This is a genomic window from Colwellia sp. KS18-150, assembly GCF_057551365.1.
The window spans coordinates 199,280-223,628 of sequence record NZ_BAAJMC010000003.1; the positions used below are offsets into that span (position 1 = coordinate 199,280).

Genomic DNA, 24,349 nt, shown 5'->3' on the forward strand with positions numbered 1-24,349 from the left:
GTAAAGCTAATGGTAGGCGATGAAGAATTTTTAGATGATCTTGATTCCGGTGAAAGTGAAAATGACCATGAAGTTGACATTGAAGCCAGCGAGCTTGCAGAGAAAGAAGCATTGGCTCAAGCACAAAAAAATCTGTTAGCTCGAAAGCGTATTGACGAATTGATGGAGAGGAAAAGGCTTAAAGAGCTGCTCGACGATGAAGATGATTGGTAATCGCAAATATGGCTAGAAGTAATGTTCGTTTTTTTTAAACAAATACAGTATGGTTGACATACCTTTAAGTTAAAAAATACAACATTTATCATGAATAATAACAATACCGTTAAGCTTAAAAAAACGTATTTAACAGCTAAAATTCTCTGCTCATTATTTTTATTAGCCAGTGTTAGTGCTAATACCCAAGCCAAAGCGCTTTCCCATAAAAGTACCGTAGATAAATTAACGGCTCAAGTTGAGCCAGATGTCATTAAATGGCGTCGTCATTTTCATCAATACCCTGAACTCTCCAACAGAGAATTTGAAACAGCGAAAACAATTGCCAAATACTTAACTTCATTAGGGCTTGAAGTTCAAACCGGCATTGCTAAAACAGGTGTAGTCGCCATTTTAGACTCTGGAAAACCGGGCCCTGTTGTTGCTCTTCGCGCAGATATAGACGCTTTACCTGTTACTGAAAGTGTTAACCTTCCTTTTGCTTCCAAAGTTAAATCAACATACAACGGACAAGATGTTGGTGTTATGCACGCTTGTGGACACGATACACATATAGCCATGTTGATGGGTGCTGCTAAAATATTAACCAGCATGAAAGATAAATTAAATGGTAAAGTAAAATTTATCTTTCAGCCGGCTGAAGAAGGTGCACCAGAAGGCGAAGTTGGTGGTGCAGAAGTGATGGTAAAAGAAGGTGTTTTAACCGCTCCTAATGTTGATGTTATCTTCGGTTTACATATCAGTTCAAATAAAGATGTTGGCACAGTACATTATCGATCTGGCGGGATTATGGCTGCAGTTGACCCTTTTAAAATTGTCGTAGACGGCAAACAATCTCATGGCGCTTATCCATGGAATAGTGTTGACCCTATTGTAACTTCGGCTCAAATAATTATGGGGTTACAAACCATTGTCAGTCGAGAGGTTGAGTTAATTGACAGTGCGGCTGTGGTAACCGTAGGTATGATACATGGAGGCACACGCTCCAATATTATCCCTAACAAAGTTGAGATGGTGGGTACAATTCGCACTCTAAACCCTGAAATCAGAAAGCATATCCATCAATCAGTTCATAATAAAGCAGACAGTATTGCTAAAAGTATGAATGCTAAGGCAACCGTGACACTGCCACTTGATTACAGTTACCCTATTACCTATAACGATGAAAAATTAATGACAGAAATGTTACCGGTATTACAAGCTACTGCAGGCGCTGAAAACACGAAAGTAACCAACCCTGTGACCGGCGCAGAAGATTTTTCTTTCTTTCAAGAAAAAGTACCTGGCTTATATCTATTTATCGGAGGCAAAGCTAAAAATATGCCTGAAGAGCAATCACCCGATCATCACACCCCTGAATTTGAAATTGACGAAAGTGGTATGAAGCTGGGCGTTAAATTATTAACTAATTTAACGCTAGATTATATGGATAATCACCATTAAACTAGGGCAAATAATGAGACTAGCTATTTATGGCTAGTCTTTAATTTCCCCCTAGAGCTTTTATCAACCATGACATTATTTGAAAAACTCCGCTGCCTCTTTACTTTTGGTCAAGGGGTAGCTTTACCTTTACCCGAAATCCCTGAGAATTCAACGCCTTTACCTTTATTTACTCAATGGTTCGAAGACGCCAATAAGTCGGGGATTTTACTCCCCGAGGCTATGTCTGTTAGCTCTTGTAGCAGTGATGGACAACCTAGCTCTCGCATGGTGCTTTTGAAAGAATTTAACGAACAGGGCTTTGTATTTTTCACTAACTACGGTAGTAGAAAAAGCCATGAATTAGCTGAAAACTCTAAAGTAGCCTTACTATTTCATTGGAATGTTTTACAAAGACAAATACGCATTGAAGGTAGCGTTGAAAAAGTGACAGCACAAGAGTCCGCTGACTACTTCCATAGCCGAGACAGAGGTAGCCAAGTTGGTGCCTGGGCATCGAAACAAAGCCAAAAGTTAAAAGAAACTAATGAGCTACATGAGCGAATGGCTCACTTTAGTGATAAATATGCACAAGGTGAAGTTCCACATCCTGAGTTTTGGGGCGGATGGCGAGTAAAACCTACCTACGTTGAATTCTGGCAAGGCCGAGCTAATCGCTTACACGACCGAGTTTGCTTCGAAAAAAATAACAACAACTGGGATAATTTTAAATTACACCCTTAAGGTATTACTTTTTAGTTTTACTGCTCGGTGCTGGAATAATATCTGGCTTAACACACTGTGGTAAGTCACCTTTTTGTTTTTGAGCTAAGTAAAAGTCTTCTGAAATCACTAAATGCTCACCTAACTGTTTAATACGAGTGTCGTTGGCAGGGTGAGTTGACATAAACTCAGGTGGTGCATCCTTACTTAGCTTGGACATATTCTGCCACAACTTCACGCTAGCTTTAGGATTAAACCCCGAGTGCGCCATTAGCTCTTGACCAACAATATCAGCCTCGCTTTCGTGAGCACGGCTATATGGCATCACTAAGCCGTATTGTACGCCAATACCCAGCCCTGCAACCCAAGCGCCTTTATTATCAACATCACTGGCACCTAGCGCTATGGCTGCGACCATCAAACCAACGTTAGAGAGCTTATTCGCTGATAATCGTTCATTAGAATGATGCTCAAGTACGTGACCTACTTCATGACCAATAATTGCAGCTAGCTGATCTTGATTTTCAGTAACATTTAATATGCCAGTATAAACACCAATTTTACCGCCAGGTAAGGCGAAAGCATTAATTTGCTCAGAGTCAAAAACAACCACTTCCCATTCACCTTGATGGGCGGATTCAGGTACATTAGCTGTAATAGCATCAGCGACACAATGAACAAAAGCGTTAGTATCAACATCAAGGCTTATCGGAAGCTCTTTCTTCATTTGCTCGAAAGAAGTTGTCCCCATATGGTTTAGTTCAGCTTCAGAGTATAAAGAAACTTGATTACGACCTGTTGAAGAGGTTGAACAAGCGCTTAAAAATAGAAGAGATAAGATAACTGTTAAAATGCGTTTCATAGAATTTAAAGTGAGAATAATACGATTAATATATTGTACAGTATTTTACGCACGGAAAAACAGTGGGAATGATAATGGCAACGACAATAAAAAACGCCAAGACAAGCTTGGCGTTTTGATATATCAGTTAATCAATAAAGGAAGCAGTTTATCAACCACCCACTAAGGCTAATAATATACCGGCCGCTACTGCTGATCCAAGAACACCAGCAACATTTGGCCCCATAGCATGCATTAGTAAGAAATTATGCGGATTAGCTTCTAAACCAACTTTATTGGCTACACGAGCTGCCATTGGTACAGCTGATACGCCAGCAGCACCAATTAATGGGTTAATAGGTGTTTTAGAAACCTTATTCATCACCTTAGCCACCATTACACCTGATGCGGTACCAATAGAGAAAGCTACGGCGCCTAGTCCTAAGATACCTAATGTCTCAACATTTAAAAATGCTTCTGCGCTTAATTTTGAACCAACACCCAGTCCTAAGAAGATGGTTGTAATGTTGATTAATTCATTTTGCGCTGTTGAGCTTAAACGATCAACCACACCACATTCTCGCATTAAGTTACCTAAACAAAACATCCCGACTAAAGGTGTCGCTGAAGGTAAAAAGAATATGGTCATTAACAATACGCCAAGTGGAAAAACTACTTTCTCAATTTTAGTTACTGGACGTAATTGCTCCATCTCAATTTTACGTTCATCTTCAGATGTTAATGCTCTCATGATAGGCGGTTGAATAATTGGTACTAATGCCATATAAGAATAGGCAGCAACAGCAATTGCTCCCAAAAGATGAGGCGCTAATTTTGACGCTAAAAATATCGCTGTTGGTCCATCGGCACCACCAATAATGGCAATAGCTGAAGCATCTTTTAAAGTGAACTCAATACCCGGCACTACGTTTAGTGCAATAGCACCAAATAAAGTAGCAAAAATACCAAATTGAGCAGCAGCACCCAGTAATAAAGTTTTAGGGTTAGCTATTAAGGCGCCAAAGTCGGTCATAGCACCAACCCCCATAAATATTAGCAAGGGGAAGATACCAGTATCTATGCCTGCATAATAAATATAGTGAAGTAAGCCTCCAACTTCTGAAAAGCCCGCTATCGGTATATTTGTTAATATCGAACCAAACCCCATAGGTAACAGTAATAAAGGTTCGAAATTACGCGCGATGGCTAAATAGAGTAAACCACAGCCAACTAACATCATGATCACCTGGCCTAACTCAAAGTTTGCTAAGCCGGTTGATAACCACAGTTTATTTAACGAATCCATGCTATCCCCTATGAAAAGCTAAGTAAGGCGTCGCCAACTGCAACAGCGTCACCTTCTTTAGTATGTAAACTAGTGATCACGCCCGCGTTAACTGCACGTACTTCGGTTTCCATTTTCATCGCTTCCATAATAATAACGACATCACCCGCTTCAACATTGTCACCTTCATTAACTAACACTTTGAAAATGTTACCTGCAAGTGGCGCATTTAATGTTTCTTCTGCTGAAATAGATGCTGATTGTTTAATGGCATCATCACCGGCAGGATGGGTAATTGACTCAATAGAGCCTCCAGGCGCTACAACAACATCATAAACTTTACCATCAACGCTCACTGCATAGTTTTCTGGCTCAGTAGTCGATGACGACGTCTGTGCAACGCTTTCTGTTTTAGGAGTCGCTTTAGTCGGTACAGGTTCAAAAGCATCTGGGTTATTACGATTCTCTAAAAACTTCAAACCAATTTGTGGGAATAATGCGTAAGTTAACACGTCATCAATAGTTTCATCAGCCAGCGTAATATTTTTCTCTTTTGCTAACCCTTGTAACTCTTCAGATAATTTATCCACTTCTGGGTCAAGTAAATCAGCAGGTCGACAAGTGATCACATCTTGACCATCTAAAACTCGATTTTGTAATGCACTATCAACTGGCGCCGCAGTAGCACCATATTCACCTTTAAGAACTCCAGCGGTTTCTTTAGTGATTGATTTATAACGTTCGCCGGTAAGTACATTAAGAACAGCTTGCGTACCAACAATTTGCGAGGTTGGTGTTACTAGAGGGATATAACCTAAGTCTTTACGAACTTTAGGGATTTCAGTTAGAACATCATCAAATTTATCTGAGGCGCCCTGCTCTTTCAGCTGGTTTTCCATGTTGGTTAACATGCCGCCAGGTACTTGTGCAGTAAGAATACGAGCATCGACACCTTTTAGGCTACCTTCAAACTGCTCGTACTTTTCACGGACATCACGAAAATATGCAGCTACTTCAGCCATTTTTTCAACATTTAAGCCTGAATCTCGTGCTGTACCTTCAACAATTGAAGCAATTGTTTCTGTCGGTGAATGCCCGTAAGTCATACTCATTGAAGAAATTGAAGTATCAATAACATCAACACCGCTATCGATAGCCTTCATTTGTGTTGCTACACTTAAACCTGTTGTTGCATGACAGTGCATAGCAATAGGTAATGATACAGTTTCTTTTAATTTAGAGATTAACTCTGCTGCATCATAAGGTTTTAATAAACCAGACATATCTTTAATACATAAAGAATGTGCACCCATATCTTCAAGTTGCTTGGCCATAGTCAACCAACCTTCAAGTGTATGAACTGGGCTTTCAGTGTAGCTTAAAGTCCCTTGTGCATGCGCTCCCACCTTAACGGCGGCCTTTATAGAGGTTTGCAGGTTACGGACATCGTTCATCGCATCAAAAATACGGAACACATCAACACCGTTTAAGTGAGCACGCTCAACAAACTTCTCAACAACATCATCAGCATAATGGCGATAGCCCAATATGTTTTGACCACGGAATAACATTTGTTGCTTTGTATTTGGCATTGCTTTTTTTAATGCACGAATACGTTCCCAAGGATCTTCTCCTAAATAACGAATACAAGAATCAAATGTTGCTCCTCCCCAAGACTCTATTGACCAGTAACCTACTTCGTCTAAGGTTTTTGCAATGGGTAGCATATCGTCTAAACGTAGACGTGTTGCTAATATTGACTGATGGCCATCTCTTAAGACAACTTCGGTAATACCTAATGGCTTGCTCATGACTGTGCCCTTATTTCGTTATTTATTTAATATTTTGTTGGGAGTGTTGCTGACGGTAGCGTGTAACAGCTCCGCTTATAGCTGCAACAATAGCGGGTGAAACCTCACCGCTTGCTACTTTGTTATTTTTTTTTACTGAACGTTTACTAGTTGGTGCAACCGGATCTGGAAATTTAACTGCCAGTTTAGCCAATACCGTATTAATAAATAGTATTAAGATACTTAAAAAAGCAAAGACAAATACCATACCAGCGAGCATTAATGTACCTGCTTCTATAAAATGCTGTTGCATATCGTTCATTTTTTGATTTCTCATTTTAAAATTTCAGAAATTAGAATAATCACTCCAATAATTAAAAACAAACACTTTTTAGCCGTTTCAGAAAAATAATTCTTCGTCAAGCCCCAAAAGAGGAGATATTCAGTCTTTTTTACTAATTATTCAGGATTAATTGCATAAAGAAGATATTGTATACAATATCATTTCAGTGAATATCGGTCATAGAGAAGAAACAACCCTGATATTATACAATATACCCTAATAGGTATTTTATGCAGGAAACTTGAATAATATTCATAATAGCCGCTTCTGTTACACATCTACTCACCAGCAGCCGCTAATTTTAGTGTGATTTTCATACTAGGATAAAACAGGTTATAGCACCAAGTCCTAGACATTTTTACAAGCTAACCTAAAAGCCAGGTTTATTTATTCTCTTAGAGATGTGGCGGACGCGGCAGGAGTCGAAGCTGCGACCGCAAAGGGATTCAGTCGTAGCCAGCTTTCTCTAAACATAAGCTATCCAGCTGAGCGATGAATTTACTGCACAATATATTAACTGTGAATTTCAGACATAAAAAAACCTAGCAAAAGCTAGGTTTATTTATTCTCTTAGAGATGTGGCAGACGCGGCAGGAGTCGAACCTGCGACCGCAAAGGGATTCAGTCGTAGCCAGCTTTCTCTAAACATAAGCTATCCAGCTGAGCGATGAATTTACTGCACAATATATTAACGGTTAATTTCAGACATAAAAAAACCTAGCAAAAGCTAGGTTTATTTATTCTCTTAGAGATGTGGCGGACGCGGCAGGAGTCGAACCTGCGACCGCCTGGTTCGTAGCCAGGTACTCTATCCAGCTGAGCTACGCGTCCGCGGTCTAAAAATTTCTTTATACAGCTTTAATAGTAGCTGTTCTTCTTGCTTTTACCACTTTCACTCTAAAGAGAAAAAGTGGCGGACGCGGCAGGAGTCGAACCTGCGACCGCCTGGTTCGTAGCCAGGTACTCTATCCAGCTGAGCTACGCGTCCGCAATTTAAGATGTATTTTATATCGTTACTTACCCGATAAAACGAACCTTGTTCGTAGCCATCATCACTAAACAATCTATCCAGCTAAACTACGTGTCCGCAATAAACTATTTTTTACATCTTAGCTTAAAGATACACAGCCATTAATTATTAAAAATAAAATTAATGGCGGAGAGGGAGGGATTCGAACCCTCGATCCGGCTATAAACCAGATACTCCCTTAGCAGGGGAGCGCCTTCGGCCACTCGGCCACCTCTCCAGTGGGTGCGAATATTAATGGATCCTAAAAATAAGTCAAACATTTTTACTCATTTATTTAGCTTTTTGTTCTGTTTGTTGACAATTCAAACAAAAACATCAATTTTCAACCATTTCAACGTCCAAAAAATAAAAAAGCACCATCTATTATGGTGCTTTTTATTGAACGTTTTATTACTTCAAATAAATTAAACGTTGCCAGATGCCTCACTTCCATCTTTCTCAGCTTGGATGCGCATATAAATTTCTTCACGGTGCACTGAGATTTCTTTCGGCGCATTAACACCTATTCTTACCTGATTTCCTTTAACGCCCAAGACAGTCACAGTGACTTCATCACCAATCATTAATGTCTCACCAACGCGTCGTGTTAATATTAACATATACATCTTCCTTTTTTTCTAAAGTTGAGAATCACTAAATAAATATATATAAGCTAGTAATATATGAAATTAGTATCTTTTTCCTTCATACACTTTAAGTAATAGTAAATATTTGGGAAAAAGTCATTTTTTGATAAGTTTTAGCTCCTATTCTTTCCACTCATCAAGTTACAAGTCATTCTAACAAGCTTATATTAGCCTTGAATATAGACAAAAGATGTTTTTTTGATGTTATTTTTTGTTCGATAACGCAACCGTTAACACACGGTTAACATTCGAGAGTAAAAAAACACCAAAAAATCATTCCGCATTCACCTGTCAAATTCAAGGTAAAAAAAAACCAATAAACAATGCTTATTGGTTTTCTTAAACAAAAGGCTTAAAACTAAGTTAACTTATCAGTCAACCAAGGCGTTACTGACGCTAATGCTGCGGTAATGTTTTCAGGCTGACTACCACCAGCTTGTGCCATATCAGGTCGCCCTCCCCCTTTACCGCCAACTTGTTGTGCAACCATGTTGACTAACTCGCCCGCTTTAACTTTACCAATAAGATCTTTAGTAACCCCTGCGATTAAGCCAACTTTACCGCCGTTAGCAGTAGCAAGCATTATAATACCCGATTGCATTTTGTTTTTAAGATCATCAACCATACCGCGTAAGGCTTTGCTTTCGACACCATCTAAATCAGCAATAAGCACGTTAACACCATTAATTTCAACAGTTGTATTTATTAAATCAGAGCCCGCTTGCGCCGCTAACTCTTGTTTCAGGGCAATAATTTCTTTTTCTAATGTTTTGGAACGCGTAACAAGCTGTTCTACTTTAGCATCAACGTTTGCGACATCAGATTTAACGGTATTTGCTACCTTATTCAATGTTGCGGTTTGTTGATTAATAAATGCTAAAGCGCCTGTCGCTGTTACAGCTTCAATACGGCGTACTCCTGCCGCAATACCTGATTCTGAGACGATTTTCAGTAAACCGATGTCACCGGTACGATTTACATGGACACCACCACATAGCTCGATTGAAAAGTCTCCCAGTGTAACAACACGAACTTCATCATCATATTTTTCACCAAACAATGCCATAGCACCTTTTTCTTTGGCTTCTTCTATGTACATTGATTCAGTGTCTTTTTGATGATTTCGACGAATTTCATTATTCACCATTTGCTCAACATCAAATAACTCTTGCTCTGTAACTGCTTCAAAATGAGAGAAATCAAAGCGTAATTTATCCTCATCACACAATGAGCCTTTTTGTGCGACATGCTCACCTAAAACGTTACGAAGTGCAGCGTGAATTAAATGTGTTGCGGTATGGTTTTTAACAATAGCGGCTCGACGTTCAACATCAATTTCAGCTTTAACACGGCGGTTTAAGCCCATATCTGTTTTCGCAATTCCTTTATGAGCAAAGGCATCACCTAACTTAATGGTATCTTCGACTTCAAAAGTGCCACCATCAAGGTGTAATAAACCACTGTCGCCAACTTGACCACCTGATTCAGCATAAAAAGGTGTGCGATCTAAAATGACGATTCCTCGCTCACCGGCGTTTAATTGCTCTACCGCTTCTTGCTCTTCATTGTTAAATAACTCAACAATGGTAGAAGAGTAGGAATCATTGTCATAACCTTTGAAATCAGTTTTATGATCTGATTTTAATTGTTGGTTATAATCAGTACCGAAGTTGCTTGCCTGTTGCGCGCGCTCACGTTGCATACGCATAGCAGCATCAAACCCTTCATGATCAATATTTAGTTGACGTTCACGAGCAATATCTGCAGTTAAATCTGCAGGGAAACCATAAGTATCATAAAGTTTAAAGACATCATCGCCATTAACGGTATCGCTAGTTAAATTAGACAAAATATCTTCGAGTAACAGCATACCTCGATCGAGTGTGCGACCAAATTGCTCTTCTTCTATACGTAATAACTTTTCAATAGTCGCTTGCTGCTGCTTTAATTCAGGATATGCTTCCCCCATTTGCTCAACTAATGAATTAACCAGTTTATGGAAAAAGTGTGCTTGGGCTTCTAGTTTGTGACCATGACGAATCGCACGTCGTATTATACGACGTAATACATAACCACGACCTTCATTAGATGGCACAACGCCATCAACGATTAAAAAACAGCATGAACGAATGTGATCGCTAATCACTCGCAATGACTTATTATCTAAATCAGTACAATTAAGTAAATTAGCCGTATCTTTGATTAGTGCTTGAAATAAATCGATTTCATAATTGCTATGCACATTTTGCATGATAGCTGAAATACGCTCTAAGCCCATGCCAGTGTCAATTGATGGGTTTGGTAAAGGCTCCATATCACCATTTGCTTGGCGATTAAATTGCATGAAGACGATATTCCAAATTTCGATAAAACGATCACCGTCTTCTTCAGGTGAGCCAGGAGGCCCTCCCCAAATATGCTCACCGTGATCATAAAATATTTCTGAGCATGGTCCACAAGGACCTGTATCACCCATAGACCAAAAATTATCAGACTCAAACTTTTTGTCTGCTGATTTATCACCGATGCGAATTATTTTTTCAACCGGCACACCTACTTCGTCTCTCCAATAGGCAAAAGCTTCTTCATCACTTTCATAAACCGTCACTAATAACTTATCTTTTGACAATCCTAGAACATCGGTTAAAAATTCCCATGCATAGCTTATGGCATCTTCTTTAAAGTAATCGCCAAAGCTAAAGTTACCCATCATTTCAAAAAAAGTATGATGGCGAGCCGTATAACCAACATTCTCTAAATCATTATGCTTACCGCCAGCACGAACACAACGCTGAGCTGAAGTTGCACGGGTATAACTGCGCTTTTCAGCACCTAAAAATACATCTTTAAAAGGCACCATACCGGCGTTGGTAAATAATAACGTGGCATCATTACCAGGAACTAGTGAACTACTTTTAACGATTTGATGTTGTTTCGTGGCAAAATAATCTAAAAATGCCTGACGTACTTCGGCGGTGCTTTTAATCATGGGAACCTTAATCAATCTATTCAACTATTATTTACTAATGTAAATGCTCTCTATCGCAAAAATTTCGTCAGCTGAGAAGCCACGATATTGCAAAAAACGAATTCTTTTGGCTTGTTCTTTTTGAGCTACTTTAGGGTCTTTGGTTTCAAATTTACTAAAGCGCTTATTATACGCAAGCTCGGCTTGAAGATACCAATCAATTTCGCAATTTTTCTGCAATTGTTGAATAATTGTTGTACTAACACCTTTTTGTTTAAGCTCATTAGCGATATAACGCCAACCATAACCTCTATTCGCTCGATAGCGACAAGTACTTTGAGCAAATCGGTCATCTGATAAGTAATCTTTTTCTAATAGACGCTCTACGGCTATTTCAATGTCACCAGCCTCAAACTCACGAGTATTTAGCTTTTGTCTTAATTCAAACTCAGAATGTTCTCGACGTGCCAGTAAACCTACACCACATTGAAGCGCTGTTTGTTTTTGGTATTTGTTTTTTTTCCGCTGTTGCTGTTCTTCTATCATGTCTTGTTCTTTTCAATACAATATTTAGGGAGTTAAAGTAAACTCAATTGTTTAGCTTGGTACTTAACCTCATCGCTATCTTCTTCTGCAAACCCGATAGTTAATCCGACAAGTCGAATGCCTCGACCATTGGCTCGCTCGAAGGCTCTCGGTAATAAGGCAGTATATATATCTTGCTGCACATCTAAACTTTGTTGTTCAACCGTCGTTTGGTTAAAATCATTAAACTTTAATTTAATCCCTTGTTTCACTATCTTTCGTCCCGTTACTTTAGTTAAGCGGGCCAATAGTTTTGGATATAAGGTATTAATAACGGCTAAACAATCACCTTGTGTACAGATATCTTCAGCCAACGTAGTTTCTATCGCTAAAGATTTACGCTGCCGGCTAACTTCTAGTTCCCGATGATCAATGCCGTGTGACTTTTGATACAGACTTGTCGCGAATTTTCCAACAATGGTAGTTAAATTAGCAATAGTTGAAGAACGTACATCAGCACAAGTTGAAAAGCCAAAAGACTGTAACTTTTCAAATGTTTTAGGACCAATACCGGGAATTTTTTTTAGCGACAGTTGTTCAACAAAATCTGTTACTTTATCAGGTGAAATCACGCACTGACCATTTGGCTTATTTTCATCACTGGCTATTTTAGCGATAAATTTATTCGGTGCTACACCTGCTGATGCAGTTAAATTAAGCTCGTTAAATATATCTGCACGTATTTGTTTTGCAATTAATGTCGCACTACCTTGGCACAGTGTTGACTCTGTTACATCAAGAAAAGCTTCATCTAAAGAAAGGGGCTCAATGAGTGTGGTATAACGAGAAAATATTTCTCGTATATGAGCTGAGACTTCCTTATATACCGACATTCTGCCATTTACTATGGTTAAATTAGGACAAAGTTGCTTAGCTTTAATGGCTGACATCGCTGAACGCACGCCATATTCTCTTGCTTGATAATTACAGGTACTTAATACACTGCGAGGCCCATCTCCACCAACCGCTAATGGTATATCTCTGTATTCAGGAAAATCACGCATCTCCACGGCTGCGTAGAAGCAGTCCATGTCGATGTGTATTATTTTCTTATGCGCAAGCTCTGTCATACCGACAGTTTACTGGCTTTTTATACAGTGTCAATAAAGAAGCACTAATACACAGCTGCCTATATTATAAAAGCGCTATACTTGAATTTAGTTTTTCTGCTGTGCCGCGTATGCTTCAACTTGTTGCCAAACACGCATTAAATTACCCGAAAGTAACTTTTCAATCTCTTGCCTATTATAACCACGCTCTAATAAACCGGCGATTAAGTTTGGATAACTCGCTACATCTCTTAAGTTACTTGGGAGAATACCGCTAACACCATCAAAATCAGAGCCAATACCAACGTAATCAATACCCACTAATTTGATCACATGGTCATAATGATCTAATACTTGAGCTAAGGTTCCTACGTCATATGGGTTGTCTAATTTGTATTGTTCTTCAAAAGCTTCTATTGCAGCTTTATCGGTGTCTAGCTCTTCATTTAAACTATTTTCTTTAATAAACGCCGCTTTGGCTATTTTATAAACAGCACTTTGTTCACGATATTTTTGTGAAATAAAGATACCGCTGAACGTCATTTGGATAACACCACCTTTTTCAGCGAGCAGCTTGATCATGTCATCAGACATATTACGTTCAAAACCAGGGGTAAAGAAACGTGCTGAAGAATGCGAAGCAATCACGGGGGCTTTACTGATTTCCATCACTTGATAAAACGCTTGGTCAGAGACATGAGAAATATCCACCATCACGCCGGTATTGTTCATGGCAACAATTAGCTCTTTACCAAAATCAGTTAAGCCTTGAGCAGGACGCTCTTCATCATAGGAAGAGTCTGATATATGATTTGCTTTCGCATGTGCTAAGGTAATGTAACGAATACCACGCTGATAAAAATGCTCTAGATTAGCTAAATCCCCTTCTATTGGGCTGCCATTTTCCATGCCCAAAGGTAGTGAAATAAGTCCATTAGCAAAGTTTTCTTTTACCTGCTCTGTTGAATAAGCCAGTGCAAATTTATCTGGTGCTTGTTTAACGATCAGTTCAACATCATCAATTAACTTATCAGCAAGCTCTTTACTGCCCCCTAACTTTTGTAGTTTTGAAGGAATGTAAATAGACATGAAAGCTGAGTTTAAACCACCTTTTACCGCCCTTGGATAATCAAAATCACCATGCTCAGTAGCAAAACTCACATCTTCATATTCCTCTTCCAAACGATAAGGTACGTCAATATGTGTATCAATAATTAGTGCTTCTTTCGCTATTTTCTTAGCTAAAGCTTGTGTCGTTACGGTGTCACTTGTATTGATCTTTTCAGTCACTGAAGCTTTATCTCCACATGACGTTAATGCCATAACTGAACATAATGCAACAAGCGATAATCGATTAAGAGATAAGGAATTCATGTGCTACCTTTTATAATTGTTATTAAGATGTGATTTATCATCATGGTAAAGACCCATGATGATAATTTTATATAGCAACTTTAGTCAATGTAAGTTTGCTGAAATGATTTCAAAGAGGGTGAAAGAATATTGATCAGGGTATCAATATGATCATCTCGATCATTTAATGCTGCGATATAGTGATATTGCTCACCACCAGCCTCCATAAATACTTCACGGTTTTCATGTTCAAGCTCTTCAAGTGTTTCTAAACAATCAGCGCTAAATGCTGGGCTAATTATCGCTATGTGTTTATCACCGTTTTGGGCTAACTCTGCGAGTGTTTCGTCAGTGTATGGTTGTAACCATGTTGCTTTGCCAAAACGAGATTGAAAAGTCATCACAAAGTCATTGTCACTTACCCCTAATGGCCTAAGAGATAACTCTTCAATCAAGAGTTTAGTGGTAAGTTGACAGAAGTCGTAATAAGGATCACCCAACTGATAAAAAAGCTCAGGCATACCATGATAAGAAAGCACTAATTTATCAGGCTTTCCGTGTACATTTAAATGCTCACTGATGGTGTTAGCCAATGCTTTAATGTAATGAGAATTATCATGATAGCTATTAATAAAATGCAAACTAGGCACATAGCGCCATTGTTGTAATTCTTGGCTCACAGCATCAAAAGCTGAAGCGGTTGTCGGTCCCGCATATTGTGGATATAACGGTAAGACAACAAGCTTATCGATACCCTGTTGCTGAAATTTTCGCAACACCGTATTGATAGAAGGCTTACCATAACGCATAGCTATATCAACAACGACATCATCTCCATATTGTTGTTTAAGCTTTTGTGCTACTTTATCTTTTTGTGCTTGGCTTATAACCAACAAGGGTGCGCCAGCATCAGTCCAGACACTTTGATATAATTTGGCTGACTTTTTTGGCCTGACACGTAAAATAATACCGTGCAAAATCACCATCCAGATGAGTCTTGGAATTTCCACAACTCTAGGATCAGAGAGAAACTCTCGTAAATAGTGTCGAACCGCACTCGTCGTTGCATGCTCAGGTGAGCCTAAATTAGTTAATAGTACCCCAGTTTTTGATGAGGTATTACCTTGAGTGCTATTGCTAGCGCTAAAACGTGACTTCATGCTCTACTTCCATAACTTAACTAAACCTACTCTACCAAGTTATCAATAATCAAACTAATCGTTTCTTTATTATCGACAGCAATATCTCGAACTTCGCCTTTAAAATCTCCAGGCTTAATTCCTGCTCCACCTTGTTTAGATACTATCGCAAATATATGTACCTGCTCAACACTGCTTAACTTATTTTGTGGTGTCATCGCTTGGCTATCATTTAAGGTCACCACTTTAGGTAAATCACTCGCCATTAGTTTTACTGCTGCTAACGGCATACGCTGGCCGTTAGTCGGTAAAGCATATACAAACACCACCTTATCTTCACCTAGCGCAAGTTGCTGCTCAACTTCATCAGCTAAACTCACCGTAACTTGAATGCTTGGGCCAACGACCTCTGGCGTATTCTCAACAGGCAAAGATAAACGGTTTTTAGCTTCATTAACCGCTTCTTGTAGTGCCTCAATATTCACACCTTGTCTATTGGCGTTAATAATACGTTGCCAATAATGAATTGCTTGCTGATAATTTTGCTCCATAAAATTATGCATACCTAGCAATATATTGGTTGATGGGTCAAATTCATCTAAAGCTAATGCACGGTCAATTAAGCTTTGTACATGTTCGTCTATTTGTTGGTTATGCTGGTAATAACTTGCTTGCGCGATTGCACCAAGTAAGTCTGCATGTTCACCTTCAATACGAATTACTTGTTCGAAAGAAGCTATCGCATGATTAAACTCTCCTGCACCCACATAAGTTTGTCCTAAGCTATACCAAGCTTCACCGTCATCTGGTTTTTCATTAAGGTGCTTTTGCAGTTCGTCAATGTAATCGATCATTTGTTGCTGACGGGCTTGCTCTTGCTGTTCAATAGACATTGATTGTCCTGAGCCATGACTAACAGCAGGCATGGAGACTAACTTATCTAATGTGCCTTGCTTTACATACAAAGCAATTGAAAAAGCGATTATAAAAACAGATAAAGTTAGTGGCCAAAGAATATTAAAGGTTTGACCTTCTTCTAAAGGAACAACATTTTTCTCTGCTGATTCAATATCCTGAAGCAAGCTATTATCTAGCTCTGCCAATAAATATTGATAATTTTCTTCGTCAATGCCGCCTTCAGAAAAATCTTTTTCTATTTCGGCTTTATGCTCATGGTACAAATTGATATTGGTTTGAGCACGTACGCTCTGCTGTGTTGTAGCAACTATATCTGCACGTTGCTGAGCTTTATTTTGCTTAAAATATGGTAGCCAAATTGCACATAACAAGATGAGTATAAAAGCTACAAGAATTAATACGATTTCCATAATAATGAACTACTCTTTATCTTTTGTCGGTGAGGCTGAGTTATCTGGTTCACCTTGGTTGTCTGCTAATAATTGTGTCAACTTTTCCTGTTGGGCGGTATTTAATGCTAACGCCTCTTTCGGCGCTGGCTTTTTACGTAAAATCACTACCACAACAATTAGGCCAATCAGTATTAATAATCCAGGCCCGAACCAAAGAGCATAAGTTAATGACGAGACACGTGGGCGATACAAAACAAACTCACCATAACGCCCAACCATTAAATCTATAATTTCTGCATCCGATTTACCTTGGATTAATAAATTATATAAATCTAACCTTAATGCCGAAGCAACTGTTGAGTTTGAATCCGCTAGGTTTTGATTTTGACATTTTGGGCAACGTAATTCTTTGCTCAGTGCTTGAAATCGAACTTTGGTCACTTCATCATAAAACTCAAAGGTATCAACTGGGCTTGCCTGTACAGCCATCATGCTAATAAAACTTGCAAAGATCATTACAGGAATGAGTAAAAACTTAGGCAACATCATTATATTCCTTGTTGTTTTTCTGAAACTAGCTGCTTGATTAATGGTTCAAACTCTTTACGCCACACTCGTGTATCAATAGCTCCTGCAAAACGTTTACGTATGATGCCGTGATGATCAATAACAAACGTTTCTGGCGCGCCAAATACCCCTAACTTAACTCCCAATAAACCTTCGTCATCAAAGATGGAGAAGTGATATGGATCTTTATAATGTGTTAGCCACTTTTGGCCAGCAATACGTTCATCTTTATAATTTAAACCGTAAAGCTTCACAAAAGAATTAAGCTGTGAGTTATTAGCAATATCAAGTAAGTAAGGGTGCTCATATTTACAAGTTGGACACCAAGTGGCCCACACATTTAACAAAACGATATCGCCAGTTAAGTCGGCTTTGGTAACAACTTTATTTTCATCGGTTAATGTCGTTAACGAAAAGTCAGGCATAGCCTTACCAATTAAAGCTGACGGTAGCTCTTTCGGATTCAATGATAAACCACGATACAGAACTACGCCTAATGCAATCACCAAGATTAAAGGTAAAAAGCGAATAATTTTAGTCATTTAAGAGAGCTCCGATACAGCTTGATTACTTGGATTAACCTTAGATGATTGTGCTGTTAATTGGTCTGCACCATCACTTTTTACGCTTTGTCGAGCACGGTAACGTTTATCCATCATAGCAAGAATGCCTCCAATCGCCATGAATATAGCTCCAAGCCAAATCCAACGTACGAAAGGCTTATAATGAACACGGATAGCCCATGCACCATTATCAAGCGGGTCACCCAGTGCAACATAAACATCACGGAATAAACCAGCATCAATTCCTGCTTCTGTCATTCCCATAGTTTGTACTCGATAAGCACGGCGTTCAGGCTTTAATAACGTGACAAAATCACCATTACGATAAACGTTAATCTGCCCTTGCTCTGCGCTATAATTAGGCCCTTCAACTAACTTAATACCTTTAAATTCAATATCATAACCTGAAATATTAACACGTTCATTTACCGACATTTTCACATTAGTTTCACTTTCATAACTTGAGACTATAGTTACGCCGACAATGGAAATAGCAATACCTGCATGGGCAAAGGCCATGCCCCAATGACTACGTGTTAGCTTTGAGGTATTACGGTATTGATTGATAACATCTTTTACTACAACCAAGAATACCCACATTGCTAAAGTCATTCCCATCGCAACTAAAGCATCAAATTCACCACCGTAAATAATGGGGAATAGCAAACCAAAAGCAATACTAAACACTGATGGCTTAAATAGTTGTTTACGCAATTCCCCTTTTTTCGCTTTCTTCCACCGTATTAACGGGCCAATACCCATGATGATGAACAAGAAACTCATAATAGGAACAAACACGGCGTTAAAATACGGTGGTCCCACAGATATTTTTCCATAACCCAATGCATCTACAAGCAAGGGATATAAGGTGCCTAATAAGACTGTTGTTGCCGCAACCACTAAAATAATATTACAAAGAAGTAACGCAGTCTCTCGAGAATATAAGGCAAAGCGACTGAAGCTTGCGACATTGCTTGCTCTAAAAGCATACAATGTGAGTGAGCCACCTACAGCTATAGCCAATAACACTAAAATAAATACACCACGAGAAGGATCCGCAGCAAAAGAATGCACTGAAGTAATAACACCAGAGCGCACTAAAAAGGTACCTAACAAGCTTAAACTAAAAGCAAAAATCGCTAAGAGGACAGTCCAATTTCTAAACGTGCCGCGCTTTTCAGTAACCGCTAATGAATGAATTAAAGCGGTACCTACTAGCCAGGGCATAAAAGAAGCATTCTCAACAGGATCCCAGAACCACCATCCGCCCCAACCAAGTTCGTAGTACGCCCACCAACTACCTAAAGCAATACCTAAGGTTAAAAACATCCAAGCACCAACAGTCCAAGGACGAGACCATCTTGCCCAAGCAGCATCCATTTTACCCGACATTAACGCCGCAACAGCAAAAGCAAATGCTACCGCGAAGCCAACATACCCCAAGTAAAGCAATGGAGGGTGAATGATCAGGCCAATATCTTGCAATAAAGGATTCAAGTCACGCCCTTCCATTGGCACATTTGGCCACAATCGCTCAAATGGATTAGAAGTTAATAAAGTAAAGGCGATGAAACCAACGGCAATCATACCCATGACAGCCAACACTCGAGCGATAAACTCTTGTTCAACATTATTGGAAAATTTGGCAACAGCCATTGTCCATCCAGTTAATGAAAATACCCAAAGTAGTAATGAGCCTTCATGCCCTCCCCACACTGCACTGATTTTAAAATAATAAGGCAAATGGGTATTAGAATGACTGGCAACATATTTTATTGAAAAATCATCGAGAACAAAGCTGTATCCGAGAATGACAATACTTATGGTGGTGAAAATAAACATTCCAGACGTCAAGGGTTTTGCATAAGACATCAATTTTTGTTGACTGCTATGAACACCAATTAAAGGGATAACACTGAGGCACAAAGCAAAAGCTAAGGCTAAGACTAGAGCAATATGACCTAGCTCAGGGATAAGGTGTGGAATTATTTGTGGCACCGTATCAGGTATCATTTACTTCTCCGAAAACATAGTAACAGCACTAAACTATGGCTGCATAACACTTATATTATTAAAATAACCGCGCAATTCTAGCACACTTTTAATAATGAAAAGGCGAATAGCTTAATTCATTCAGTTTCGTAAATTGTTTCTTAATGTTACAAATTTACGTAAGTTATTTATTATTAGCTTTTAACGACGCTATGGTATGATATTGTGCAATGTAAAAACACGATCTAAATCAAAAACGATATAAGTCAAATGCGATCTAAGTCAACAGTTTGTTGGCAAGCATCAGTTAATATTTATCAGGTTTAATAATAAAAAGAGTATTCGTTCCTTGTCAGTCACCAACTCAGAGATAAAAACGGTTAATAATCAGCCAGCCTTACTTAGTGCTAAAGACTTGACCTGCATCCGTGAAGAACGCTTATTGTTTGACCTATTATCTATTGAAGTATATGCCGGTGACATTGTTCAAGTAGAAGGACCTAACGGCTCAGGTAAAACCAGTTTATTACGTATTTTAGCCGGTTTATCTCAGCCTTTTGAAGGCAAAACATATTACCAAGCTCGTTCAATTATTCGCTGTCGCGAAGAGTTTCATCAAAACCTACTCTATTTAGGTCATTTACCCGGTGTAAAAGGTGAAATGTCGGCACAGGAAAACCTAAGTTTTAACTTAGCCCTTCATGGTATCAAAGATAACCCGACAAATATCGAAGAAACATTATCACAAGTTAATTTAACTGGCTTTGAAGATAGTTTGGCCTCACACCTTAGTGCTGGTCAACATAGAAGAATTTCATTAGCACGTTTGATTAAAACCTCGGCAAAAATTTGGATTTTAGATGAGCCTTTTACGGCCATTGATAAAGAAGGTGTTCATGTACTTGAGCAGTTATTTAAATCTCATTTAAAACAAGGTGGATGTATTATTTTAACTACCCATCAAGATCTTCTTACTTTCAAGCCATCAGAAATTAAAAAAATCTGTTTAGATTATGATGCATTTACCGAGTAGGAAAGATTAGTAATATTATGAAAGCAACCAACTTATCTTATCGAGGTGTTTTTTCCCTAATCCTAAAACGTGATTTAACCATCGCAATGCGTCACAAAGATGACATTATTAATCCATTGCTATTTTTTGTAATTGTCATTACGTTATTTCCGCTAGGTATTGGTCCAGAAGCACAAACATTAAGTCGTATTGCCCCAGGCATTATTTGGGTGGCAGCGTTATTATCAACCCTACTGTCTTTAGATAGATTATTTAAATCAGATCACAATGATGGCTCATTAGAGCAAATGTTATTAAGCCCACATCCAGTATTCATTTTAGTATTAGCTAAAATTGTCGCCCATTGGCTAATTACAGGTTTGCCGTTAATTCTTATGGCACCGCTACTGGCAGTATTATTACATTTAAATGAACAGAGTTACGGCGCGTTAATGTTAACACTGTTACTGGGTACGCCAGTATTAAGCTTACTTGGCGCTATTGGCGTTGCGTTAACTGTCGGCATAAAAAAAGGGGGCGTACTACTAAGTTTACTGGTGCTACCTTTATACATTCCTGTACTTATTTTCGCCACCAGTGCAATAGATACTGCTGCACTCGGTTTACCTTACAGCGGTCAACTTGCTATAATTGCCGCATTATTTTTTGGCTCATTAACCCTAGCACCATTTGCCGTCAGTGCCGCGTTAAAAGTCAGTACCAATTAATACTAGAGAATTTGAGAGCATAATCTATGTGGAAATGGTTACACCCTTACGCTAACCCAGAAGTGAGTTATCACTTTACTGGGAAAATGTTACCTTGGCTTAGTGCCTTATCAGCAGTTTTATTATCTATAGGACTTGTTTGGGCGCTTGCCTTTGCACCAGCTGACTATCAACAAGGTGATAGCTTTCGTATTTTTTATATTCATGTACCTGCAGCCTCTTTATCAATGGGAATTTATGTCGGTATGGCTATAGCCGCCTTTACCTCAATGGTATGGCAATTTAAATTAGCCGACGCGTCAGCCGCTGCCATGGCCCCTGTTGGCGCTGTATTTACTGCAATAGCCTTAATTACGGGCGCCGCATGGGGAAAACCAATGTGGGGTACTTGGTGGATTTGGGATGCTAGATTAACCTCTGAATTGATTTTGTTATTTTTATACTTAGGGGTTATCGCACTACACAGTGCTTTTGAAGATAAAAATTTGGCCGGTAAAGCGGCTGGAATTTTAACACTTGTTGGTGTCATTAATATTCCTATCATTAAATATTCAGTTGAATGGTGGAATACCCTTCATCAAGGTTCAACGGTAAGCAAGCTTGGCAAGCCTTCCATGTCAATAGATATGCTATGGCCTTTCATTTTTTGCTTTCTTGGTTTTGCTTTACTCGTTGCCACAATTATCTGTATTCGCTTTAGAAGTGAAATTTTAGCCAGAAATAGTATTCGTCCTTGGGTTAGAGCTTTAGTTTCTTCGCAAAGTGACAATGCGCAGATAAAGCCAATGGAGAACAACAATGCAGTTTGATAGTTTTAGTGCCTTTTTAAATATGGGAGGCTATGGCTTTTATGTTTGGTTATCATTTGGTGTTTCGACTGTACTGATATTAGCATTACTAATTAGCTCAGTTTTAGGTCATAAAAACGTGATTAAAACGATAGCCATTCGCCACCAAAGAGAAGAGAAGCTACGACAAGTGCGTAAAAAGAGTAAAAAGACAACCGTTAAGGTAAACACTAAAGCAGTAACTGAAGAGGTAGCTCAATGAATCCCCGCCGTAAAAAACGTTTAACCATAGTTGCTTCTGTCTTAATTGGTATTGGCATTGTAGCTGGCTTAGTCCTTTATGCGCTTAGCCAGAATATCGATTTGTTTTACACTCCGTCTGAGATTACTCAAGGTAAAAAAGATTCTGGTTTAAAACCTAGCGTTGGTCAGCGAATTCGTATAGGTGGCTTGGTTGTACCAGGAAGCGTAAAGCGAGACCCTGATAATTTAAAAGTCACCTTCGCATTGGCCGATATGAAAATGCCCATTGTTTTTGATGAAAACGATCCGATGATCTCAGTATATTATGAAGGTATTTTGCCTGACTTATTTCGTGAGGGACAAGGTATTGTTGCCAATGGTACGCTTACACTAGGCAATTCAGGTCAATTACACGTAGAAGCGAGTGAAGTGTTAGCTAAGCATGATGAAAACTACATGCCAGCAGAGCTTGCTGATGCTAAAGGTAAAGATTACAAAAAGTTAGAATATAGTGATAAACAATTAGATAAAAATTAATCAGTGTAAGATAGCCCCCTGAGCTTACATTAATAGCTCAGGTTTGGCTCTTGTGTAACTAACCTCGACTCAGGATAACTATTTATCTTGAATTTGACGTTTAGCTGCCACTAAAGTGTTTTGTAGTAAACAGGCAATTGTCATAGGTCCAACCCCACCCGGTACTGGCGTAATGGCGCCACAAACATCAGCGACACTGGCATAATCAACATCACCAACAAGCTTTCCTTTTCCTGTATCTAAATCTTCAATGCGGTTGATGCCAACATCAATAACAGTCGCCCCTGCCTTAACCCAATCGGCTTTAACAAACTCTGCACGACCAACCGCCGCCACTAAAATATCTGCTTGCTGACAAATTTCAGGCAAGTTTTTAGTACGAGAATGCGCAATAGTCACAGTGCAGTTTTCTTGTAAGAGTAAAAGAGCTACTGGTTTACCAACAATATTAGAACGACCAATAATGACTGCATGCTTGCCTGATAAATCATCGCCTAAATGTTGTTTAGCTAAAATCACGCAACCTTGTGGCGTACAAGGTACCAGAGCATCGGTTTCACCATTTAGTAATCGACCAGAATTCATGGCATGAAAGCCATCAACATCTTTTTCTGGGTTAATAGCGGCAATGATCACACTTTCATCAATATGCTTAGGTAAAGGTAATTGTACTAAAATTCCATGTACTGACTTATCACTATTTAACAGGGTTAATTGAGCTAACAACTGCTCTTGACTGGTTGTTTCTGGTAATCGGATTTCATTGGAAATCATTCCAATCTCTATCGTTTGTTTCGCTTTATTGCGGACATAAACTTGACTAGCAGGATCTTCCCCTACCAAAACCACAGTTAAACTGGGTGTAATACCTGTTGATGCTTTAAGTGCTTTAACTTCACTAGCAAGTGTTGCTCTTAGCTCGATAGCAGCTTGTTTTCCATCTATGTTCATAATGCTCATTCTTTAATTTTAGGGTAAAAAAAAGCGCTTAAATTAACATTTAAGCGCTTTTAAAAAGACTTGACTTAGGCGACATAATTAACCGATAAGATTCGATCACCGACTTTATTTAAAATTTGAACTTCCCCATCACAGACAGCAATAATTGATTTGCCATCTTTAAACTCTTGAGGAATAACAACTCGACCCTCGTCATTTTGCTCGAAGGTTTTTACTTTATGATGTAGCTCTAGACCATCATCACGATAATAAATTATTGTTACCGTTCGTTGCATAATTACT

Annotated in this window: 24 protein-coding genes and 3 tRNA genes; 8 read left to right on the plus strand and 19 right to left on the minus strand. The window is 38.9% G+C overall.

Going from position 1 to position 24,349, the window contains the following annotated elements; genetic code table 11:
- Positions 1-9: 9 nt before the first annotated feature.
- The 3 genes from AC27IF_RS06450 (at position 10) to pdxH (ending at position 2,379) form a co-directional block, all read left to right on the plus strand.
- On the plus strand, positions 10-213 hold the full coding sequence (locus AC27IF_RS06450; protein WP_487053026.1) for a PA3496 family putative envelope integrity protein: 204 nt from the start codon (positions 10-12) through the stop codon (positions 211-213).
- Between the two features lie 90 nt (positions 214-303).
- On the plus strand, positions 304-1,656 hold the full coding sequence (locus AC27IF_RS06455; protein WP_487053028.1) for an amidohydrolase: 1,353 nt from the start codon (positions 304-306) through the stop codon (positions 1,654-1,656).
- A 69-nt stretch (positions 1,657-1,725) separates the two neighbouring features.
- On the plus strand, positions 1,726-2,379 hold the full coding sequence (gene pdxH / locus AC27IF_RS06460; protein WP_487053030.1) for a pyridoxamine 5'-phosphate oxidase: 654 nt from the start codon (positions 1,726-1,728) through the stop codon (positions 2,377-2,379).
- Positions 2,380-2,383: 4 nt separating this feature from the next.
- On the opposite strand, the gene AC27IF_RS06465 is transcribed toward pdxH, so the two are convergent.
- The 17 genes from AC27IF_RS06465 to AC27IF_RS06545 all read right to left on the minus strand — a co-directional run bounded on the left by AC27IF_RS06465 (position 2,384) and on the right by AC27IF_RS06545 (position 19,820).
- Positions 2,384-3,220 (minus strand): M48 family metallopeptidase, encoded by an 837-nt coding sequence (locus tag AC27IF_RS06465; protein ID WP_487053032.1) that lies wholly within the window; start codon positions 3,218-3,220, stop codon positions 2,384-2,386.
- A gap of 151 nt (positions 3,221-3,371) precedes the next feature.
- Positions 3,372-4,505: a sodium ion-translocating decarboxylase subunit beta gene (locus AC27IF_RS06470; RefSeq protein ID WP_487053034.1), complete on the minus strand. Its 1,134-nt coding sequence runs from the start codon at positions 4,503-4,505 to the stop codon at positions 3,372-3,374.
- Between the two features lie 8 nt (positions 4,506-4,513).
- Entirely contained in the window at positions 4,514-6,295 is a 1,782-nt protein-coding gene (gene oadA, locus AC27IF_RS06475) for a sodium-extruding oxaloacetate decarboxylase subunit alpha (RefSeq protein ID WP_487053036.1), read from the minus strand.
- A gap of 22 nt (positions 6,296-6,317) precedes the next feature.
- Positions 6,318-6,596, minus strand: coding sequence for an OadG family protein (locus AC27IF_RS06480; RefSeq protein WP_487053038.1), 279 nt, complete (start codon positions 6,594-6,596; stop codon positions 6,318-6,320).
- Between the two features lie 775 nt (positions 6,597-7,371).
- Positions 7,372-7,448, minus strand: a tRNA-Arg gene (locus AC27IF_RS06485).
- An 80-nt stretch (positions 7,449-7,528) separates the two neighbouring features.
- Positions 7,529-7,605: transfer RNA gene (locus AC27IF_RS06490), tRNA-Arg, on the minus strand.
- A 166-nt stretch (positions 7,606-7,771) separates the two neighbouring features.
- Positions 7,772-7,864 (minus strand) — tRNA-Ser (locus AC27IF_RS06495).
- A gap of 187 nt (positions 7,865-8,051) precedes the next feature.
- The gene (gene csrA / locus AC27IF_RS06500; protein WP_487053039.1) at positions 8,052-8,246 is read right to left on the minus strand and encodes a carbon storage regulator CsrA; all 195 of its coding nucleotides are present in this window, start codon (positions 8,244-8,246) and stop codon (positions 8,052-8,054) included.
- Between the two features lie 385 nt (positions 8,247-8,631).
- On the minus strand, positions 8,632-11,262 hold the full coding sequence (gene alaS, locus AC27IF_RS06505; protein ID WP_487053040.1) for an alanine--tRNA ligase: 2,631 nt from the start codon (positions 11,260-11,262) through the stop codon (positions 8,632-8,634).
- A 27-nt stretch (positions 11,263-11,289) separates the two neighbouring features.
- Positions 11,290-11,787: a regulatory protein RecX gene (locus AC27IF_RS06510; protein WP_487053042.1), complete on the minus strand. Its 498-nt coding sequence runs from the start codon at positions 11,785-11,787 to the stop codon at positions 11,290-11,292.
- Between the two features lie 32 nt (positions 11,788-11,819).
- Entirely contained in the window at positions 11,820-12,896 is a 1,077-nt protein-coding gene (gene dinB, locus AC27IF_RS06515; protein WP_487053043.1) for a DNA polymerase IV, read from the minus strand.
- Between the two features lie 87 nt (positions 12,897-12,983).
- Entirely contained in the window at positions 12,984-14,249 is a 1,266-nt protein-coding gene (locus tag AC27IF_RS06520; protein WP_487053045.1) for a dipeptidase, read from the minus strand.
- An 80-nt stretch (positions 14,250-14,329) separates the two neighbouring features.
- Positions 14,330-15,388, minus strand: a complete 1,059-nt coding sequence (gene hemH / locus AC27IF_RS06525) for a ferrochelatase (RefSeq protein WP_487053047.1) — start codon at positions 15,386-15,388, stop codon at positions 14,330-14,332.
- 26 nt (positions 15,389-15,414) lie between these two features.
- Entirely contained in the window at positions 15,415-16,695 is a 1,281-nt protein-coding gene (gene ccmI, locus AC27IF_RS06530) for a c-type cytochrome biogenesis protein CcmI (RefSeq protein ID WP_487053049.1), read from the minus strand.
- Between the two features lie 9 nt (positions 16,696-16,704).
- The gene (locus tag AC27IF_RS06535) at positions 16,705-17,226 is read right to left on the minus strand and encodes a cytochrome c-type biogenesis protein (RefSeq protein ID WP_487053050.1); all 522 of its coding nucleotides are present in this window, start codon (positions 17,224-17,226) and stop codon (positions 16,705-16,707) included.
- Positions 17,226-17,786, minus strand: a complete 561-nt coding sequence (locus tag AC27IF_RS06540; protein ID WP_487053052.1) for a DsbE family thiol:disulfide interchange protein — start codon at positions 17,784-17,786, stop codon at positions 17,226-17,228. The genes AC27IF_RS06535 and AC27IF_RS06540 overlap by 1 nt, the downstream gene beginning before the upstream one ends.
- Complete coding sequence (locus AC27IF_RS06545; RefSeq protein ID WP_487053053.1) at positions 17,787-19,820, minus strand: heme lyase CcmF/NrfE family subunit; 2,034 nt, start codon at positions 19,818-19,820, stop codon at positions 17,787-17,789.
- 349 nt (positions 19,821-20,169) lie between these two features.
- On the opposite strand from AC27IF_RS06545, the gene ccmA reads away from it, so the two are divergent.
- The 5 genes from ccmA to ccmE are packed head-to-tail and all read left to right on the plus strand — an operon-like array spanning position 20,170 to position 23,107.
- Positions 20,170-20,832: a cytochrome c biogenesis heme-transporting ATPase CcmA gene (gene ccmA, locus AC27IF_RS06550; protein ID WP_487053328.1), complete on the plus strand. Its 663-nt coding sequence runs from the start codon at positions 20,170-20,172 to the stop codon at positions 20,830-20,832.
- 17 nt (positions 20,833-20,849) lie between these two features.
- A complete protein-coding gene (gene ccmB / locus AC27IF_RS06555; RefSeq protein ID WP_487053054.1) occupies positions 20,850-21,539 on the plus strand; it encodes a heme exporter protein CcmB in 690 nt (229 codons plus the stop codon).
- 26 nt (positions 21,540-21,565) lie between these two features.
- Positions 21,566-22,348, plus strand: coding sequence for a heme ABC transporter permease (locus AC27IF_RS06560; RefSeq protein WP_487053056.1), 783 nt, complete (start codon positions 21,566-21,568; stop codon positions 22,346-22,348).
- Positions 22,338-22,589 carry a heme exporter protein CcmD gene (ccmD, locus tag AC27IF_RS06565; protein WP_487053058.1) on the plus strand — a complete coding sequence of 84 codons (252 nt, stop codon included), beginning with the start codon at positions 22,338-22,340 and terminating at the stop codon, positions 22,587-22,589. Before AC27IF_RS06560 ends, ccmD begins: the two co-directional genes overlap by 11 nt.
- A complete protein-coding gene (gene ccmE / locus AC27IF_RS06570; RefSeq protein WP_487053060.1) occupies positions 22,586-23,107 on the plus strand; it encodes a cytochrome c maturation protein CcmE in 522 nt (173 codons plus the stop codon). The genes ccmD and ccmE overlap by 4 nt, the downstream gene beginning before the upstream one ends.
- A gap of 78 nt (positions 23,108-23,185) precedes the next feature.
- Here ccmE and folD read toward each other — a convergent pair whose 3' ends face one another.
- Both folD and AC27IF_RS06580 read right to left on the minus strand, forming a co-directional pair.
- Positions 23,186-24,058 (minus strand): bifunctional methylenetetrahydrofolate dehydrogenase/methenyltetrahydrofolate cyclohydrolase FolD, encoded by an 873-nt coding sequence (gene folD, locus AC27IF_RS06575; RefSeq protein WP_487053061.1) that lies wholly within the window; start codon positions 24,056-24,058, stop codon positions 23,186-23,188.
- Positions 24,059-24,132: 74 nt separating this feature from the next.
- Positions 24,133-24,342 carry a TIGR02922 family protein gene (locus AC27IF_RS06580; RefSeq protein ID WP_487053063.1) on the minus strand — a complete coding sequence of 70 codons (210 nt, stop codon included), beginning with the start codon at positions 24,340-24,342 and terminating at the stop codon, positions 24,133-24,135.
- Positions 24,343-24,349: the final 7 nt, after the last annotated feature.